Annotated in this window: 11 protein-coding genes; 4 read left to right on the top strand and 7 right to left on the bottom strand. The window is 71.1% G+C overall.

Annotated elements, in window-relative coordinates; all coding sequences use genetic code 11:
- Positions 1 to 67: 67 nt before the first annotated feature.
- The gene (locus ABZ027_RS10030) at positions 68 to 496 is read left to right on the top strand and encodes a hypothetical protein (RefSeq protein WP_356766275.1); all 429 of its coding nucleotides are present in this window, start codon (positions 68 to 70) and stop codon (positions 494 to 496) included.
- 26 nt (positions 497 to 522) lie between these two features.
- On the opposite strand, the gene ABZ027_RS10025 is transcribed toward ABZ027_RS10030, so the two are convergent.
- From ABZ027_RS10025 to ABZ027_RS10015, 3 genes are read right to left on the bottom strand one after another with little or no spacing between them, the layout of a single operon-like run.
- The gene (locus ABZ027_RS10025) at positions 523 to 1224 is read right to left on the bottom strand and encodes a response regulator transcription factor (RefSeq protein ID WP_356766273.1); all 702 of its coding nucleotides are present in this window, start codon (positions 1222 to 1224) and stop codon (positions 523 to 525) included.
- Position 1225: 1 nt separating this feature from the next.
- Positions 1226 to 2428, bottom strand: coding sequence for a sensor histidine kinase (locus ABZ027_RS10020; RefSeq protein WP_356766271.1), 1203 nt, complete (start codon positions 2426 to 2428; stop codon positions 1226 to 1228).
- Between the two features lie 4 nt (positions 2429 to 2432).
- Positions 2433 to 4646 carry an MMPL family transporter gene (locus tag ABZ027_RS10015; RefSeq protein ID WP_356766269.1) on the bottom strand — a complete coding sequence of 738 codons (2214 nt, stop codon included), beginning with the start codon at positions 4644 to 4646 and terminating at the stop codon, positions 2433 to 2435.
- A gap of 333 nt (positions 4647 to 4979) precedes the next feature.
- Here ABZ027_RS10015 and ABZ027_RS10010 point away from each other — a divergent pair, with 333 nt between their 5' ends.
- Entirely contained in the window at positions 4980 to 7265 is a 2286-nt protein-coding gene (locus ABZ027_RS10010; protein WP_356766515.1) for an N-acetylmuramoyl-L-alanine amidase, read from the top strand.
- A gap of 68 nt (positions 7266 to 7333) precedes the next feature.
- Here ABZ027_RS10010 and ABZ027_RS10005 read toward each other — a convergent pair whose 3' ends face one another.
- The 3 genes from ABZ027_RS10005 to ABZ027_RS09995 all read right to left on the bottom strand — a co-directional run bounded on the left by ABZ027_RS10005 (position 7334) and on the right by ABZ027_RS09995 (position 13807).
- On the bottom strand, positions 7334 to 10300 hold the full coding sequence (locus tag ABZ027_RS10005) for a family 16 glycoside hydrolase (RefSeq protein WP_356766513.1): 2967 nt from the start codon (positions 10298 to 10300) through the stop codon (positions 7334 to 7336).
- A gap of 292 nt (positions 10301 to 10592) precedes the next feature.
- On the bottom strand, positions 10593 to 12077 hold the full coding sequence (locus tag ABZ027_RS10000; protein WP_356766267.1) for an alpha/beta hydrolase: 1485 nt from the start codon (positions 12075 to 12077) through the stop codon (positions 10593 to 10595).
- A 209-nt stretch (positions 12078 to 12286) separates the two neighbouring features.
- Positions 12287 to 13807, bottom strand: a complete 1521-nt coding sequence (locus ABZ027_RS09995; RefSeq protein ID WP_356766265.1) for a dienelactone hydrolase family protein — start codon at positions 13805 to 13807, stop codon at positions 12287 to 12289.
- A gap of 121 nt (positions 13808 to 13928) precedes the next feature.
- On the opposite strand from ABZ027_RS09995, the gene ABZ027_RS09990 reads away from it, so the two are divergent.
- Complete coding sequence (locus ABZ027_RS09990; protein WP_356766511.1) at positions 13929 to 14867, top strand: MerR family transcriptional regulator; 939 nt, start codon at positions 13929 to 13931, stop codon at positions 14865 to 14867.
- Between the two features lie 283 nt (positions 14868 to 15150).
- On the opposite strand, the gene ABZ027_RS09985 is transcribed toward ABZ027_RS09990, so the two are convergent.
- Positions 15151 to 15567, bottom strand: coding sequence for a helix-turn-helix domain-containing protein (locus tag ABZ027_RS09985; RefSeq protein ID WP_356766263.1), 417 nt, complete (start codon positions 15565 to 15567; stop codon positions 15151 to 15153).
- Between the two features lie 106 nt (positions 15568 to 15673).
- Here ABZ027_RS09985 and ABZ027_RS09980 point away from each other — a divergent pair, with 106 nt between their 5' ends.
- Positions 15674 to 16387, top strand: a complete 714-nt coding sequence (locus ABZ027_RS09980; RefSeq protein WP_356766261.1) for a DsbA family oxidoreductase — start codon at positions 15674 to 15676, stop codon at positions 16385 to 16387.
- Positions 16388 to 16404 lie beyond the last annotated feature (17 nt).

Here is a 16404-nt window from a genome sequence, read left to right as displayed (position 1 = left end):
CTCAAATACGGCAATATTGAATGAAAGGCGCATATCCGCCTTACCCCGAACAGGAGGAGGTCATGTCATGCGTGGAGCGCCAGAGACAGCGCAGGACACCGACCGGGCTGCCACGCAGCAGGAACCGTCGCCCACGAAGACCACCGGGGGAACACAGGTCCACGAAGGGCGTACCGGCCTGATCATGCACACCTACAACGCCCCCGTGCCCGTGCCGTACCTCACCCCGAAGGACATGGCCACCGACGTCCGCACCATGACGTCCCGGCTGCGTGAGGCACCGGCGGCGCCGATGACGAGGAACGTCGCCTTCTACGGCGGGCTGGGCGCGCTCACCGTGGCAGGGGCCCTTGAATGGCCGGTCGCCCTCGCGGTGGCCGGAGCGACCTGGCTGCTGCGCGGAAAGGGAAGGGAAGCACAAAGGGAAGCGCAGACGCAGCGCGCGGAGACACCGGAAGACCGCGGTTCTGAACCGGCGGGCCGCCGGAAGACCTGATCCGAACGAAAGCCGAACGAAAGACCCTAGGCCCGTTCGTCCCGGTTCGGGCGTACCAGGAGGCCCCGTTCCAGGGCCACGACCACCGCGTGCGTACGGTCGCTGACGTCCAGCTTGGCGAAGACGCGCAGGAGGTGCGTCTTCACGGTGGCCTCCCCGATGACCAGGCGCTTGCCGATGTCGGCGTTGGACAGGCCGTCGGCGACCGCGTTCAGGACGTCCAGTTCCCGGCCGGTCAGGGACACCGGGGCGGGCCGCCGTATGCGGGCGACCAGGCGTTCGGCCACCTTGGGGGCGAGCACCGTCTCACCCCGGGCCGCGGACCTGATCGCGTCGACGAGTTGCTCGCGGGTGGTGTCCTTGAGGAGGTAGCCGACGGCGCCGGCCTCGACGGCGCGCTCGATCTCCACATCGGTGTCGTACGTGGTGAGAATCAGCACCCGGGTCCGCGCCGGGCCGGCGACGATCTGAGCGGTCGCGGCGACGCCGTCGAGGACCGGCATCCGCAGGTCGATGAGGGCCAGGTCGGGGGCGAGGGTCTCGACGAGTTCGACGGCCTCCCTGCCGTTGCCCGCCTCTCCGACGATGGCGACGCCGGGCTCGTCCGCCAGGAGGGCGACCACTCCCGCGCGCATCACCGTGTGGTCGTCCACCACGATCACGCGGATTCTGTCCTGCTCCGCCACGGCCGTCTCCTCGGCTGCGGCCTGTCCGGTCACGTCGGCCATGTCAGTCCTGACTGTTGGTGGGGATCACGGCGAGGACGCGGGTTCCGTCCCCGACGGAGCTGGTGACGGTCAGCTCACCGTCGAGTTCGGCCAGCCGTTTGCGCATGCCGACGAGGCCGAAGCCGTGGGCTTCGTCGACCACGAAACCCCGGCCGTCGTCGGTGATTTCCAGTTCGATGCCGTGCGGATACCGGGCCAGGACGACCCCCACCGTGGTGGCGGCCGCGTGCTTGCGCACATTGGCGAGGGATTCCTGGGTGCAGCGCAGCAGCGCGATACGGGTCGTCTGGTCGCAGTCGACGTCCGCCAGTTCGGTGGTGACGGTCAGCCCGGTGTCCTCGGCGAACCGGTCCAGGGTCCGGCGCAGGGTCGCCGACACCGAGCCCGCCGCGACGCCGCCCTGCGGCGCCGATCCGACGAGCACCCGTGCCTCGGCGAAGTTCTCCCGGGCGGTCTGCGTGATGGACAGCAGCTGCCGGTCGCACTTCTCGGGGTCGGTGGCGATGGCGGAGCGGGCCGCCTCCGCGAGGACGATGATGGAGGCGAATCCCTGGGCGAGGGTGTCGTGGATCTCACGGGCGATGCGTTCACGTTCGGCCACCGCCCCCTGCCGTTGGTGGGCCTGCGTCAACTCCCGCTGGGTTTCCTCCAGTTCGGCGGCCAGTTGCTCGGTGCGTGCGTTGCTCTGCCCGATGAAGCGGTGCAGCCACAGGCCGAGGGCGACGCCCGCCGCGTAGGCGACGACCGTGGCCACGTTGTTCCCGGTGAGGAACTGAGGGCTCCAGCCCTGTCGCAGGGTGCCGCCGACCACGGTGGTCGCCGCCCCGAGGCCGCTGAGGGCGATCGAGGGACGCGGGCCGCGTACGAAGGTCCAGAAGTGCGGGAGGGAGACGACGTAGAACGCGGCGGCACCTCCCAGCAGGTAGGAGACGCCTCCCATGACGAGCGACAGCAGGACGAGGAACACCGTGGGGCGCAGTACCGGGTTGCGCGGCAGGGCGAGGACGACGGCGTAGCAGAGGGCGATCAGGGTCAGCAGGCCCCACGACCAGTACCTCTTCGCCTCCCCCGTGTCGAGTACGGCGACCGCCGTGGGCAGCAGGCCGAGAAGGACCCAGGAGACGGTGTTCCAGAGACGGAACGTACCCGAGGTGCCCAACGGGCCTGAGAAGTAACGGTCGTTGAGCTGCGGCCGCTCAGTCATTGGCTCAGCTTACTTTTTGCTGGGGGCGGGGGGCCGGAATCCGGCTCCGGGCCCGGCGGATCCCGCGTGACGGCCACCAGTTGGCCTCACCGAGCAGCAGCATCAGCGCTGGCAGGATCAGCATCCGGATGACGAACGCGTCGAGCAGTACGGCGACCGCCAGGCTGAAGCCGATCTGCTTCATCTCGATCAGGTGCAGGGCGGCGAAGCTGGCGAACACGGTCACCATCACGACCGCGGCGCTGGTGACCACGCCGGCCGAGCTGCCGATGCCGTCGATCACGGCCTTGCGGGTGGGTACGCCGTTCATGGCGGCCTCCCTCACCCGGCTGATCACGAACACCTGGTAGTCCATGGACAGTCCGAAGAGGATGACGAACAGGAACAGCGGGACGCGGGAGCCGATCGAGCCGGTGGAGTCGAAGTCGAGCAGCCCCTCGGCCCACGTGTGCTGGAAGCAGAGGACCAGCACACCGAGCGAGGCGGCGGCCGAGAGCAGGTTGAGCAGGATGCCGACCAGGCCGAGGACCAGCGAGCGGAACGCCCACACCGTCATGGCGAAGGTGACCAGCAGCAGGGCCCCGATGATCAGCGGCAGCTTCTGCCGCTGGTGCGTGGGGTAGTCGGTGTAGCGGGCGACGTCCCCGGTCACCGCGGTCTCGGCGCCGGTCACCTTGCCGACGGTCCGGGGTACGAACGTGTCGCGGATGTCATGGAGGGACGACTGGGCCTGGTCGGTGCTCACGTAGTACGGCACCTGGAGCTGGAGCATGCTGATCCGCTGGTCCGGTGAGGTGGACAGCTGGGAGGTTCCGCTCAGCCGCGGGTCGTCGCCGACGTCCGCCGCGAGTTGGCGCAGGGCGGCGGTCACCTCGGCCGAGCGGTCGGCGTCCGCGCGTACGACGATCTGGTGCATGGACTTCAGCTCGGGGAACGCCGCGTTGAGACGGTCGTAGGTCTGCATGGCGACGATGGAGCGCGAGTGCGTCTCCCGGCCCATGTCGGTCAGCTTCAGGCCGAGCACCGGGGCGGCCAGGGCGAGCAGGACGAGGACGGTGCCGGTGAGGGCGGCGGCGGGGTGCTTGCTGACCGGGCGCAGTACCGCGGTGGTGAGGCGGCCGGGACCGGTCTTGGGCTGCCTCGTCGGCCGTGCGGCCTGGCCGCGGCGGGCCGCACGCTCCTCCCGCCGCACCGCGCGGCGCTCCGCCCGCCGTCCGAGCGTGGCCAGCAGCGCGGGCAGGACGGTCAGCGAGCTGAGCACGGCGACCAGGGTGACGACGATCGCGCCGGTGGCGATGGACGAGAAGATCACGTCGTCCGCGAGGAACAGGGTGGCGCTGGAGACGGCGACGGCGAGGCCGGAGAGCACGACCGCGCGTCCCGAGGTGGCGGCGGCCAGCTCCACGACCGCCTGCGGGCTGAGCCGGCCGCCCGATGCGGCTCGCTCCTCCCGTTCCCGCTTGAGGTAGAAGAGGGTGTAGTCGACGCCGACGGCCAGACCGATCAGCAGGATCACGTTGGTGCCGATGCCCGCGTCCGGGAAGACGTGCGAGGCCAGCATCGACAGGCCGACGGCCGCGGCGATCGAGGTGAGAGCGAGCAGCAGCGGCACCAGCGCCATCACGACGGAGCTGAAGACCAGCAGCAGGGTGACCAGGGTGACCGGCAGCGCGATCATCTCGGTACGGGACAGGTCGTCACCGCGCAGCTTGTCGACGCCCTTGCTGATGGAGGGAGACCCCGTCTCCTCCACCCGCAGTCCCGGGTTGGCCTTCCGCACCGCCTCGGTCTGCGCGAGCAGCGCGTCGACGTGCTTCTTGCCCTCCAACTCCGGGCCCTTCATGGTGACGTCGACCCGTACGGCGGTGTTGTCCGCCGCCCGCACCGGGGTGGCCACCGAGCGCACCTCGACCAGCCCGCGCATCCGGTCGGCGATGTCCAGGGCTGCGGCTTCGGCGGCGTTCAGGTCGAGGCGGCCGGTGCCGGGCCGCGCGGTGATCAGGACGCGTTCGACGGGTCGCTGCTGCAGTCCGCCCTCGGCGGCCATCGCCTCCGCCCGGCCCGCCTCTCCGATCCTGAAGTCCTCCGTGGTGGCCGGGTTGCCGCCGACCGTGATGCCCACCCCTAAGCAGAGAACCACGAACAGGAGCCAGCAGACGATCGCGCGCCAGGGGTGTCCGGCGCTCCAACGAGCCATGCGTACAGGGAGATTCCTCATGTCATCCATGCTGGTCGCCGGGGAGTTCGCGCCGACAGCCTCGTCAGGTTGAACCTCGGGTCCACCGACTGGTGGACCCTGCCCGCCCTCCCCCGTCGGCGGCTGTCGACGCCGAGGCGTGCCGCCCACCGCCCGCCACGACACAGTGATCTGCGTCACTCCGCCCCGTTTGCCGTGATGTTCGTCGGCCGGAGCGCGCTGGAAGGTTCGGGCCATCCTGTGACGGATGTGCCTCACGTGACTTTCTTCTGCCGCTTTCTTGGCATTCTTGGCTTTCTCTTGGGGTGGATCGTCTTGAGTCGTCGTACGTCGCGCGCGTATAGACCGTTGAGCCTGAAAAGACGGGCGTGGCTCACGCTCGGCGTGGTGCTGCTGGGAGGCGGGGGCGCGGTGACCTACGCCGTCGCCAGCCCCTCCGCCTCTCCCGGCGCGGGCCGGGCCATGCGGCCGGTGAAGGTCTACGACCTCACCCTGAAGGGCACTGCGGGCGACCGGCGGGAGCTGCCGCGCACGGACACCCAGCGGTTCTCGATGGTCGGCGTCTCCTGGACGGGCGCCGGCAAGCGGCTCGACGGTACGACGCAGGTGCGCACCCGCAGCCTGGACACCGGCGAGTGGAGCGCCTGGCAGGACCTGGAGGTCAACGTCGATCCGCCGGATCCGCTGGACAATCCCGGCCCCGGCGTGCGCGGCGCGTCCGAGCCGCTGTGGGTGGGCTCATCCGACGGGGTCCAGGTGCAGGTCGTCCGCAAGAACGGCACAACCGGCGCGCTGCCCAAGGGACTTGAGGTCAACCTGGTCGACCCCGGAGTGGTGACCGCCGCCGAGGCCAGGTCCGCCAGCGGCGATGCGGAGCCGGCTGCGTTCGCCGTCGACTACAGCCCGAGCGCCACGCCGCCCACCGACTCCGCGTTCCCGACCGACTCGGGATCCGCCACCCCGACCGACTCGGGATCCGCCACCCCGACCGACTCGGCATCCGCGTCCCCCACCGACTCCGGATCCGCATCCCCCACCGACTCCGGATCCGCATCCCCCTCGACGAGCGCCTCCGCGAGCCCGTCAGCCACCGTGCCCTCCGTGCCCTCCGCGCCGCCGTCCACGGTGCCCGAACCGCCGATCACCTCGCGCGCGGCCTGGGGTGCCGACGAGTCACTCAGCCCCGACCCGTCGGAGTACAACCCCGACGTGAAGGCCGTGTTCGTGCACCACACGGACGGGAGCAACGACTACTCCTGCGCCGACTCGGCGTCGATCGTGCGCGGCATCTACGCGTACCACACGCAGGTCAACGGCTGGAACGACATCGGCTACAACTTCCTGGTCGACAAGTGCGGCACCGTCTTCGAAGGCCGCAAGGGCGGCGTCGACCTGCCGGTGCTCGGCGCCCACACCTACGGCTGGAACCGCGAGTCGACGGGCATCGCGGTACTCGGTGACTACACCTCCACCGGCGCGTCTAACGCCGCGCTGGCCTCGGTCGCCCGGGTGGCGGCGTGGAAGCTCGGCCAGTACGGCGCCGACCCCGACGGGACCGTCCAGCTCACCGCGGGCGCCGACCAGACCAACTACTTCGGCACCGCCTTCACCGCGGGCAGCCAGTACACCTTCCACCGGATCTCCGGCCACCGTGACGGCTACAACACCGAGTGCCCCGGCGGTTCCCTCTACGCCCAGCTGCCGACCATCCGCGCCTGGGCGTCCGGGCCGGTGCAGGGCCTGAAAGTCACCTCGGTCGGCGGCGCCGGCCTGTCGGGCTCGACGTACTACACCAAGGGCGCCATCACCGCGCACTGGACGACCACCACGCCGGGTTCGCTGATCTCCAGGTTCGAGCTGCTGGTGGACGGCAAGGTCGCCGCCACCGCCTCCGGTACGGCCACCTCGGTCGGCGCCACCCTGCCCCTGGGCGGCCACAGTGTCGCCGTACGGGCCGTGCACCAGTCCGGCAGGACCGCGACCACCGCCGCGCTGAGCGTCGTGGCGGAGACGACCGCGCCGACCTTCACCACCCCGCCGAAGCTCTCCCTGCGGACCGGCACCGTCAACACCACCGCCGTCCCGATCACCCTCGGATGGAAGGCGACCGACGACAAGGCGCTGAAGTCCGTGCAGCTGCTGTCGCCGACGACGGCCACCTTCGGCCCGACCACGACCACATCCAGCCGCACCGCCAATTCCGGCTCCGCCGCCACCTGGGCGATGACGGCGTCCGACTACGCGGGCAACACCCGCACCTCGTCCCCCTCCTTCACCCCGGTGATCCTGCAGGAGACCTCCGCCGTCAAGTCCGGTACCTGGACGACCCGTTCCTCCACCAGCTACCTCGGCGGCAAGTCGTACTCCAGCGGTTCCAAGGGCGCCTCCCTCACCTGGACCTTCACCGGCCGCTCCGCCGCCTGGGTGGTCTCCCGCGCCTCCAGCTCGGGCCAGGCGTACGTGTACGTCGACAGCACGAAGGTCGCGACCGTCGACCTGAAGTCCGCCACCACCTCCTACCGGCAGGCGATCTGGACCAGGACCTGGTCCGGCAGCGCCAAACACACCGTCAGGATCGTCGTGGTCGGCACCAGCGGCCGTCCGACCATCACGACCGACGGCCTCGTCTACCTCAAGTAGCCCTGCGGCTCACGAGGGCGGCATGCGTCGGGTGACCTGACGCATGCCGCCGCTCGGCGTGCCGTCGGTCAACGCGCGGACCGTGCCGCCCCGTCGAGCGGTTCGACCCAGAGGTTCCGGAAGCGGACCTTGTTCCCGTGGTCCTGGAGCCGGATCGCGCCCGCCGCGGCCGATTCGGCGTCGCCACCGCCGGTCGGGCCGTCCACCGCGACGTTGTCGTGGACCTTCCTGCCGTTCCACACCACGGTGACCCTGGCGTCGTCGGTCTTCTGGCCGTCGGCGTCGAAACGGGCCGCGCGGAAGACGATGTCGTAGGTCTGCCAGGTCTCGGGTGCGGTGGCGGCGTTCAGGTCGGCGGCCTTCTTCTCGTAGATGGACGCGGCCTCGTTCGAGGCGAGTTTCCGCACGCCGAAGGAGTCCAGGACCTGGATCTCGTAGCGGTCCTGGAGATAGATGCCGCTGTTGCCGCGGTCCTGCCCGGTGACGTCGTCCGGCAGCTTCGGCACCCGGAACTCGGCGTGCAGTCGGAAGTCGCCGAAGGACTGTTTGGTGCGGATGTCCCCGCAGCACACCTCGACGGAGTTCTCCGCGGTGTGCGGCCATGCGGCGCTTCGGCCGTCGGTGTGCTGCCAGGCGGTGGCGAGGCTGCCGCCGGAGAACAGGTCGATACGGCTGCCGGGTCTGCGTACGTCGATCATGTCGAGGTTGACGTTTCCGGTGTCCCCCGGCCGGTAGGTGTACGTGATTGTGTTACGGCCCTTGCGCAGGTCGAGCCGCTCGGTCCGGGTGGACCAGCGGTTCCAGGCGCCGGTGGAGGGGAGGCTGGTCTGCCGCGCCTGTCCGCCGTTGACGCTGACGCCGATCGTCTTGGTGCCGGTGAAGGGGTGCGGGCCGTTGGCGTAGCGCAGGCCCACGTCGTAGCTGCCCTTCGCGGGCGCGTCGACCTCGAAGGTGACGGTGGCGCCCTCGACGTTGAAGCCGTCGACGAAGCCGCCGCCGGTGTAGCCGGCGTGCTCGGTGTCGATGTCCGCGCCGCCCGACAGGCGTGCCGATTCGGCGTCGTAGGAGGTGACGGGCTGCTCGGGACCGGGGCGTGCGTTCAGGGTGTACCAGGCCTCGGTGGACCAGAGTTGCTCACCGTCGGCCGAGGCGAACGGGCGCGGCGAGCGCACATGCACCACCCGGTCGGTCTTCAGACCGGGGATGGTGAGCCGGACCTTGCGACGGTCGCCGGACACCCGGGCCGCGGCGACGGGCAGGACCTCCTCGTCGACCTTGGGGCCGCCGTACGCCGGGGTGGGGACGTAGCGCCACTGCTCCACCGAGTAGGCGCCGCTGGTCACCGCGGCGGCGGTCTCCTTGGACAGCGGCTCGGTGTAGGTGAGTTCGAAGCCGTCACGGGTGGCCCGCATGGTCTTCATGTCGAAGACGCTCCTGCCGTTCGGCGTGAGTTTCTGCAGGCCGAAGCGGAGTTTGCCTTCCTGGCCCCAGTTCCCGTCGGCGCCCAGTCCTCCCGCGTAGATCGCGCCGTCCGGTCCGGTGCTGATCCGGGTGATGCCGGCCTCCAGGCCCTGGGTGTGCCGGAACACCGCGCCCTGGTATTCGCCGTCCACCTTCTCCAGGTCGGCGCGCTGGATTCCGCCGTAGGTGACGTCGCCGAAGAGCATCTGCCCGGCGAAGGGCCCCTTCTTCACCAGCATGGGTGTGCTGGGTGAGTTGGCGATCTCGTTCTGCGGCAGCCACAGCACCGGCTTGGTGACCGTACGGTCGTCGAACGGGCCGTCCGGGTTGGTCCGGTGGTTGAAGAACCGGCCGGGCTTGATGTGCACCAGCTTGGAGGCGGGCAGCCAGCCGCCCTGGTTGTCGGTGACGAAGAGCTCACCCTTCGGACCGCGTCCGATCCCGTTCGGGGTGCGCAGGCCGCCGGCCAGGTAACTGACCTTCCCTGTCTTCTTGTTCACTTTGATCGTGGTTCCGCGGTTGGCGGCGGGCTGCGGATTCGTCGTCGCGCCGCCGTAGTCGATGGCGACGGACAGGTTCAGGTAGAAGTTCCCGTCCTCGTAGAGCAGGCCGAAGGCGAACTCGTGGAAGTTCCCCCCGTACGGCCACTCGGCGACCTTGCGGATCTCGCCCGCGGTGTTGGCGCCCTTCGTGTCGGACAACTCGGTCAGCTGGTGCTTCTCCGAGACGTACAGCTTCCCGTCGACGTACTTGATCCCCATCGGCTCCTTCAGCCCGTCGGCGATCTTCTTGTACGTGACCTTGTCCGGGCCGGTGTCCCCCGTGACGTGGTCGAGGACGTACACCGCTCCCGCGGTCTGGTCACTGCCGCCCCAGGTGGTCACCGCGAGCCGGCCGCCCGGCATCCAGTCCATCGCGGAGACCTGCGGCTCGAAGCCCTCGGGGCGCAGGTCGGTGAGGGTGTAGCCGGGGTTGACCGAGGTCAACGGGAGCCCGTCGCCGGGGGTGTCGAACCGGCCCTCGCACTCCTTGCGACCGGGGGCGGTGACCCGGACCACGCCGGCGTCGGTGCTGAGAACGGAGTTCGGGACGAGGGTGAAGTCGTCGGCGCCCGGCGGCTTCCACTGGAGGGTCACCCGCTGTTCGCCACCGCGGTCGAAGTGGTCGATGCGCAGCGGGTGGTAGCCGGGGGTGAGGGTGACCTCGCCGTCCTTGGGTTCGGCGCCGTGCAGTCCGTCGTGGTCGATGACCTTCTGGTCGCCGATGAAGAGGCGGGAGCCGTCGTCGCTGATCAGGCGGAAGGCGTAGGCGCCGTCAGCGGGAACACTGAGATTGCCGATGACCTGCGACACGAAGTTGTCGGTGAAGCCGAAGCCCTCGGTGGAGGACCAGTCGACGGTGGGGATCAGCTTGTCGACGTTGGGCGTCTGGGCGGGCTTGAGGTCGCAGATCTCACTCAGCGGGGACTGGATGTCGAACACGCGGAGGGTGACGCCGGGTTCCTGGGGCGGCAGATCCGCGAACGGCCTCTCGTCCGCACCGGCGGAGGGGGCCGCGAGCCCGCCGGCCCACAGGACCGTGAGAAGTAATCCGGCGGTTCTTCGTGCTCTACGGCGGGGGCGGCGGGGGCTCGGACACTTGCGTGGCGTCACTCTTCCTCCTGCTGGCGCTGCGAGGCGACACACCGGGGTGGCCGGCGTCCGCGGAGTGGAGTTCGTGCACGTACGAGTGGTACGGCGGCGTTCCGCGGCGATGCACACGGGCCTCCGCACGAAAGCGACGCCCAGCGTACGAAGGACATAGGAAACCGTCCATGCTTTGTCCTCAGAAAGGAGAAACTGATGGAGTGTCGAGGAGGGACGGGTGTCAGGACGGCACGGCGGGGCAGCTGGTGCCCCGGGGCGGGACTGCCAGGTCGGCGAGGTAGCTGTCCACGGCGTCCTCCATACACGGGCCGCTGGTGACACTGCCGTGGCCGTGGCCCTCGTAGGTGAGGAGCACGCCGCTGCGGCCGAGCTGCCGGGCCACCGAGACCGCCCACGGGTACCCGGTGGCGGGGTCGTGCAGCGCGTTGGACACCAGGATCGGCGGGGCACCGTGTGCGTCCAGGCGGTGCTGCGGGTTGGCGGTCGGCGCGCCCAGACACGCCGCTGCCATGTGTAGCGGGAGCAGGTAAGGCAGGTCAGGTGCGGTCGTGTTCATCATGGAGACGAGCGAGGCGTACTCCTGGTAGTCGCGCACCGGCAGGTGCCAGTCCGAGCAGAAGACCGGTGTGGCCGAAGGCAGCGGCGCTGTCGAGGTGGACGACGCGGGCAGCGGCTTGCTCGCGTCCATCCCCGCGATCGCCGTGGCGAGGCCCGCGAAGTCGGCCACGTAGAACTTCTTGAACGTGATCTTGTTGACCAGGTCCGAAGACGACAGCGAGGTGCCCGGCTTCGCCGGGTCCTCCAGCTCACCGCGCCCGGCCCGGGCCAACAGGTGCTGCCAGACGGCGCGAACGTCGCGGCCGTGCAGCGCGCAGTCCGCGGCACCGTCGCACCACTTCACGAACTCCTGGAATGAATCCTGTGCCGTGGCAGCCTCGGACCGCAGGAAGTCACGGGTGGTCGGGACTCTGTGGTCCATGACGCTCTCCAGCACCATCGCGCGCACGCGGCGCGGGTAGGTCTCGGCGTACTGCGCGCCGAGCAGTGTGCCGTACGAGCTGCCGTGGAAGGTCAGTTTCCGCTCACCGAGAGCGGCCCGAAGAGCGTCCAGGTCCCGGACCGTCTGGGCGGTGTCGAGGTGGTCGAACACGGGGCCGGTACGGGCCCGGCAGTCGGCACGAAGCCGCCTGTTGTACGCCATGGTGGCGTCGAAGTCCGCCTGGCTCTTCAGCTCCGGTGACGGCCGCTTGGCAAGCAGGTCGCCTGAGCAGGTCACCGGGTTGCTGTCGCCCACGCCGCGTGGGTCGAAGCTGACGATGTCGAACCTGCGGCGGACCTCGGAGCTGAACCGGCTGATACGGCCCACCACGGTCTCCACACCCGAGTCACCCGGCCCGCCGGGGCCGAACACCATCGAGCCGACGCGTGCTCCGGGGTCGGTGGCCTTGCGGCGGGCCACGGCCAGGTCGAGTCTCGGCCCGTCCGGCTCAGCCCAGTCGACCGGCACCGAAAGGATGGCGCACTCGGCTCCCGGCTTCGCCGGGTCGTCACACGGTGCCCACCGCAGCGCCCCGGTGGCAGACGGCGACGCGTGGACCGCGGGAGCGGCGGCGAGGCCGGTGATGACAGCCATGGCGACTCCCACCACCATGGCCGTGCCCCGCGCCGCGATGCGCCGCATGGCGGATCTGCCCCGTAACGGCATGGATCCTCCTCGTGAAGGGAGCGGTTGTGTCAGGCGTGCGGGCCCGGCCGGGGCACCGTCGTCACGTTAGGTGCGCTGTCGCCCATGTGGTGCCCCAGTCAGGGGATTTTCCGGGTCAGGTCGGGGACCGCTCAGGGGTGATCAGGTCGCAGGCTGTCGAAGGTCAGCGCGTGACCGGTCCGACGTCAGCCGGTCAGCCGGTCAGGCGGTCAGCCGGTCAGGTGGGTCACCACCGAGCGCATCGCCTGGCGCAGGGCCGGGCGGACCTCCTCGGGGTCATCTATGGTCTCGAATCCGTGGTGGCCGTTCGGGACGTCGACCAGTTCCAGGTTTGCCCCGCAGGCTTCGGCCGCGGTTACGAACGCCTGCACGGTGGCAGCGATCTCGGGGGTCTCCCGTCCCGCGCGGAGGAGGACGACGGGCAGCGAGCCCGCGTGCGCGACCGCTTGGGTCGGGTGGAAGCGGTCGCCGGTCAGACCCCAGTTGGGCAGCGGCGCCAAGATCGGGTAGGAGGCGGCCAGGCAGCGCAGCCAGGTCGGGGGCTTGGTCAGCCAGTCCGCGGTGAGCAGGCCGCCGCCGGAGAAGAACCACAGGGCGATCCGGTCGGCCTCCACCCGGGGATCGGCGCGGACCTGCTCCACCGCGGCGGCGACGTCCGCTGCGGCGCGGTCATAGTCGGCAAGGTCGTGCAGGCGGTGGTCGAGGGTCACGCCGACCATGCCCTCGGCGGCCGCCAGGCGGGCGTACCCCATCAGGGTCGGCCAGTCGCGCGGGGTCGGCCGGGCTCCGGCGGGCACCGGGCCGCCGTGCACGACGACCAATGCCGGTCGGGGGCCCTCGGCGTCGGGGACGTACAGGTCGACCTGGCCGCTGCGGTCCCGGGGCAGCTCGGGCACGTCCAACGGGAAGGGGCGCAGATGGATGGGCGGTGCGCCGGCGCCGACGGGCCGCAGACGGCGCCCCTCGCCGGCCGCGGCCCGCAGCAGGACGTCGGCCAGTTCGGCGGGGCAGGACAGCATCGGCCAGTGTCCCGTGGGCAGTTCGAAGAAGGTGACCTGAGGGTCGGTCAGGGGGGCCAGGGCGGGGTCGCCGAGATCGACGAGCTGTTGCACCAGGTCGATGCCGGCGCCGTTACCGGTGCACAGCACCCCGGTGGTGGGAACCGCGGCCACCGCCCCGGTCAGCCGCAGCGGCTGGAGCAGGGTGCCCATCGGCTGCGGCGCGGCAAGGGCGGTCAGCCGGTCCAGTGCCGCGTCCGAGACGCCGGCGGTACTGCCCCAGCGCTGCCACTCCTCGCGGCCGGGTGGCGCCAACTCACCTTCTACGACACCGCGTCGGGCCAGCTCGGCGAGCTGTGCGCGCAGGGCCTGGTCCGGTACGGCGGCCAGGGCCGGGACGCCGTTCTGCGGCATCCCGCAGTCCAGGTACACGATGCGGGCGACGCGCTGTGGTCGCCGGTCGGCGGCGCCGACCACCGGATGGATGCCGTAGTCGTGACCGACGAGCACGATGTCCCGGCCGGGCACCTCGTCCACCGCGTCGATCGCCGCGGTCACGTCCGCGATGTGCGTCTCCAGATCGACGCGGTCGGAGGCGGCGGGGCGTCGCGCGTCGACTCCGGTGAGCGGGACCGCGTGCACCTGGCTGCCGGTCGCGGTCAGCCGCGCGGCCGTCTCCTGCCAGACATGGGTACCGGTGAACACGCCTGCCACCATGATGAACACGGTCATGGCACTCTCCTCGGGTCCGTCGCATGGCGTCGCGCCGGTCGCGTACGCCGTGGTCCGCGGACCGGGGGTCCTCCCGGCCCGTGCGCCGGTACCGTAGGAACTCCCCCAGAGGGAGGTTCAACTGTCCACGTCGAACGAGGTTCTCTGGAGCATCGGCGAACTCGCCGAGCGCGCGGGCGTCACCGTGAAGACCGTCCGTTTCTACTCCGACCGGGGTCTGCTGCCGGAGGCCTCCCGCAGCGGCGGCGGCCACCGCCGGTACGGCCCCGAGGCGCTGGAGCGGCTGCGGCTGATCCGCTCCCTGCGCGCCCTCGACCTGCCGCTGCCCGAGGTACGCCGGGTCCTGGAGGACGAGGGAGCGGCGGGCCGGGTCCTGGAGGACGCCGTCGCGGGCCGCCTGCGTGAACTGGGCAGCGAGCTGAGGGTGTTGCGCTGGCGGGAGGCATCGCTGCGGCTGGTGCGGGAGTGCCCGCCCGCGGAGTTGGCGGACCGGCTGCGGCTGATCGGCGCGGTGAGCGTCCCGCCGAGCACGGCACCGCTGGCCCGGTTCTGGCGTGCCTGGCTGCCGCCGCGGATGCCGGCCCGGGCGACGGCCGCGTTTTTGGAGGTGGCCGTTCCGCAGCTGCCCGACGAGCCGGCCCCGGCTCAGGTGCTTGCCTTCGCCCGGCTGCACGCGATGACGACGGCCCCCTGTCCGGGCGGCCGTCAGCCCCAGCCGGAGGTGCACCGGGTGGCCGGGGCCCACGGGGCGGGCACGCTGTACACGGGCCTCGCCGAGGCGTACGAGCTCGCCGGACGTCGGCCGCGCGGGACTCCGCACCTGGGTGAGGCGCTGGACGCCTATGTGGCGGCGTACGCGAGCGCGTACCGCAGCAGGGACACCCGGGAGTTCCGCCGCCTGCTGGCCACGCGGCTCGCGGCCGGGCCCCGTCTGGACCAGTACTGGGACCTGATGGCCGTGGTGCTCACACCGCCGGGCGCCCGACCGGAACCGACCCCGGGCTCCACGGACGCCCGGCTGCGCGCGGCCCTGGAACGGGACAACGCGGGGGCGGCGTAGACCGCAGGCAGGGGGCGGCGTAGACCGCAGGGCAGGGGGCGGCTTCACTTCCCCGGGCAGGCGGGGCACGGCGGATCGCGTGATCGGCAGCCAGCTGCGGTTCCGTCAGAGGCCAGAGGGAGGCGATAGGGAGGCGAGCCGGGACAGGTGGGGCCGTCGCCGCGGACGAACCCGGTCGTCGAGTGCGGCCCCTCGGCGACGCAGATCAGCCGGGCCTCATCCCCGGGACCGGCCCGCGCCCTGGCCTGCCGGCGGCGCCTCGAGTGCCGGTGGGCGGCGCGGCTCAGGACCGGGACGAGGAGGCGGCGGTGCCGGCGCGGGAGCGGTTGGCGCGGATCTCGTCGTGGTGGTCGGCGGCCCAGCCGATCAGCTGCATGACGATCTCGTGCAGGCCGCGACCGAGCGGGGCAAGGGCGTACTCCACCCGCGGCGGCACCTCGGCGTAGGCGGTCCGCGTGATCAGGCCGTCCTGGCGGAGCTGCCGCAGCGTGTGGGTGAGCATGCGCTGGGAGATGCCGGGGATCTGGCGCTGCAGGTCGGTGTAGCGCAGCGGGCCGTCCTGGAGGACGGCGACGATCAGCATGCTCCACTTGTCGCCGACCCGGTCCAGCACCTGCCGGATGAAAGCCATCTGGTCGGCGGGGATGCCCGCGCACGGCCCGATCGCGGCCGCCATCTCCGTGGCAGCGCTCTCCTGCATGGCGCCCACTCCTCTCCGTCGCGCACACCGGTGTGCCTTTTGTGGCGCCTTCCATACTGGCGCATCATGGCGCTACGCACAAAGCGTAGGAATTGGAGGTCAGGCCGTGAAGGTAGAGATCTGGGCCGAGGTCACCTGCCCCTGGTGCGGGCTGGGCAGCCACCGTGTGGACCGGGCCGTGGAGCGGTTCGAGCACGGTGAGCAGGTGGAGGTGGTCCACCGCTCGTTCCCCCTGGGCGGCGACTTCCCGACCGGCCGCACGATCAGCGTCCGTGAGGCCCTGCTGAGCAAGCACGGGATCAGCGGCGCCCAGGCGGAGGCGGCGACACGGCACATCGAGACGCTGGCCGCCGCCGAGGGCCTGAGCCCCTACCGGGTGCTGGACAACCAGGTCGGCAACACCGAGCCGGCGCACGAGTTCCTGGCCCACGCTTCCGCCGAGGGCAAGAACCGCGAAGCCTGGGACGCGGTCTTCCGTACCTACTTCGGTGCGGCCGAGCCCGTCTTCGCCCTGGCGGACCTGCTCAAGCTCGCCGAGGAGCTGGGGCTGGACCGCGAGCGGACCCGACAGGCGCTCACCGAACGCCGCTACCGCTCCCAGGTGCGGGACGACGCCCGCCGCGCTCAGCGCCTGGGTGCCACCGGCGCCCCGTTCATCGTCGTCGACGGCCGCTACGGCGTACCCGGCGCGCAGGACAGCGACACCCTGCTCGGTCTGCTGCGCTCCGCGTGGGACGAAACCCACCCGGTCACCCTCACCCCCGCGGGCGGCGCCCCGGCCTGCGGCCCCGACGGCTGCGCCGTCCCGGCCCGCCCCTGACCCGCGCCCGCTGGTGT

It is taken from the genome of Streptomyces sp. NPDC006332, from assembly GCF_040612855.1.
Taxonomy (GTDB): Bacteria; Actinomycetota; Actinomycetes; order Streptomycetales; family Streptomycetaceae; genus Streptomyces.
The sequence above is the reverse complement of the archived record's forward strand: the minus strand, read 5'-3'. Positions and strand labels throughout refer to the sequence as shown.

Excerpts from the sequence above, each read along its gene's own strand:
- ABZ027_RS10030 (WP_356766275.1), top strand. The coding sequence starts at position 68 with ATGCGTGGAGCGCCAGAGACAGCGCAGGACACCGACCGGGCTGCCACG.
- ABZ027_RS10025 (WP_356766273.1), bottom strand. The coding sequence starts at position 1,224 with ATGGCCGACGTGACCGGACAGGCCGCAGCCGAGGAGACGGCCGTGGCG.
- ABZ027_RS10020 (WP_356766271.1), bottom strand. The coding sequence starts at position 2,428 with ATGACTGAGCGGCCGCAGCTCAACGACCGTTACTTCTCAGGCCCGTTG.
- ABZ027_RS10015 (WP_356766269.1), bottom strand. The coding sequence starts at position 4,646 with ATGAGGAATCTCCCTGTACGCATGGCTCGTTGGAGCGCCGGACACCCC.
- ABZ027_RS10000 (WP_356766267.1), bottom strand. The coding sequence starts at position 12,077 with ATGCCGTTACGGGGCAGATCCGCCATGCGGCGCATCGCGGCGCGGGGC.
- ABZ027_RS09995 (WP_356766265.1), bottom strand. The coding sequence starts at position 13,807 with ATGACCGTGTTCATCATGGTGGCAGGCGTGTTCACCGGTACCCATGTC.
- ABZ027_RS09985 (WP_356766263.1), bottom strand. The coding sequence starts at position 15,567 with ATGCAGGAGAGCGCTGCCACGGAGATGGCGGCCGCGATCGGGCCGTGC.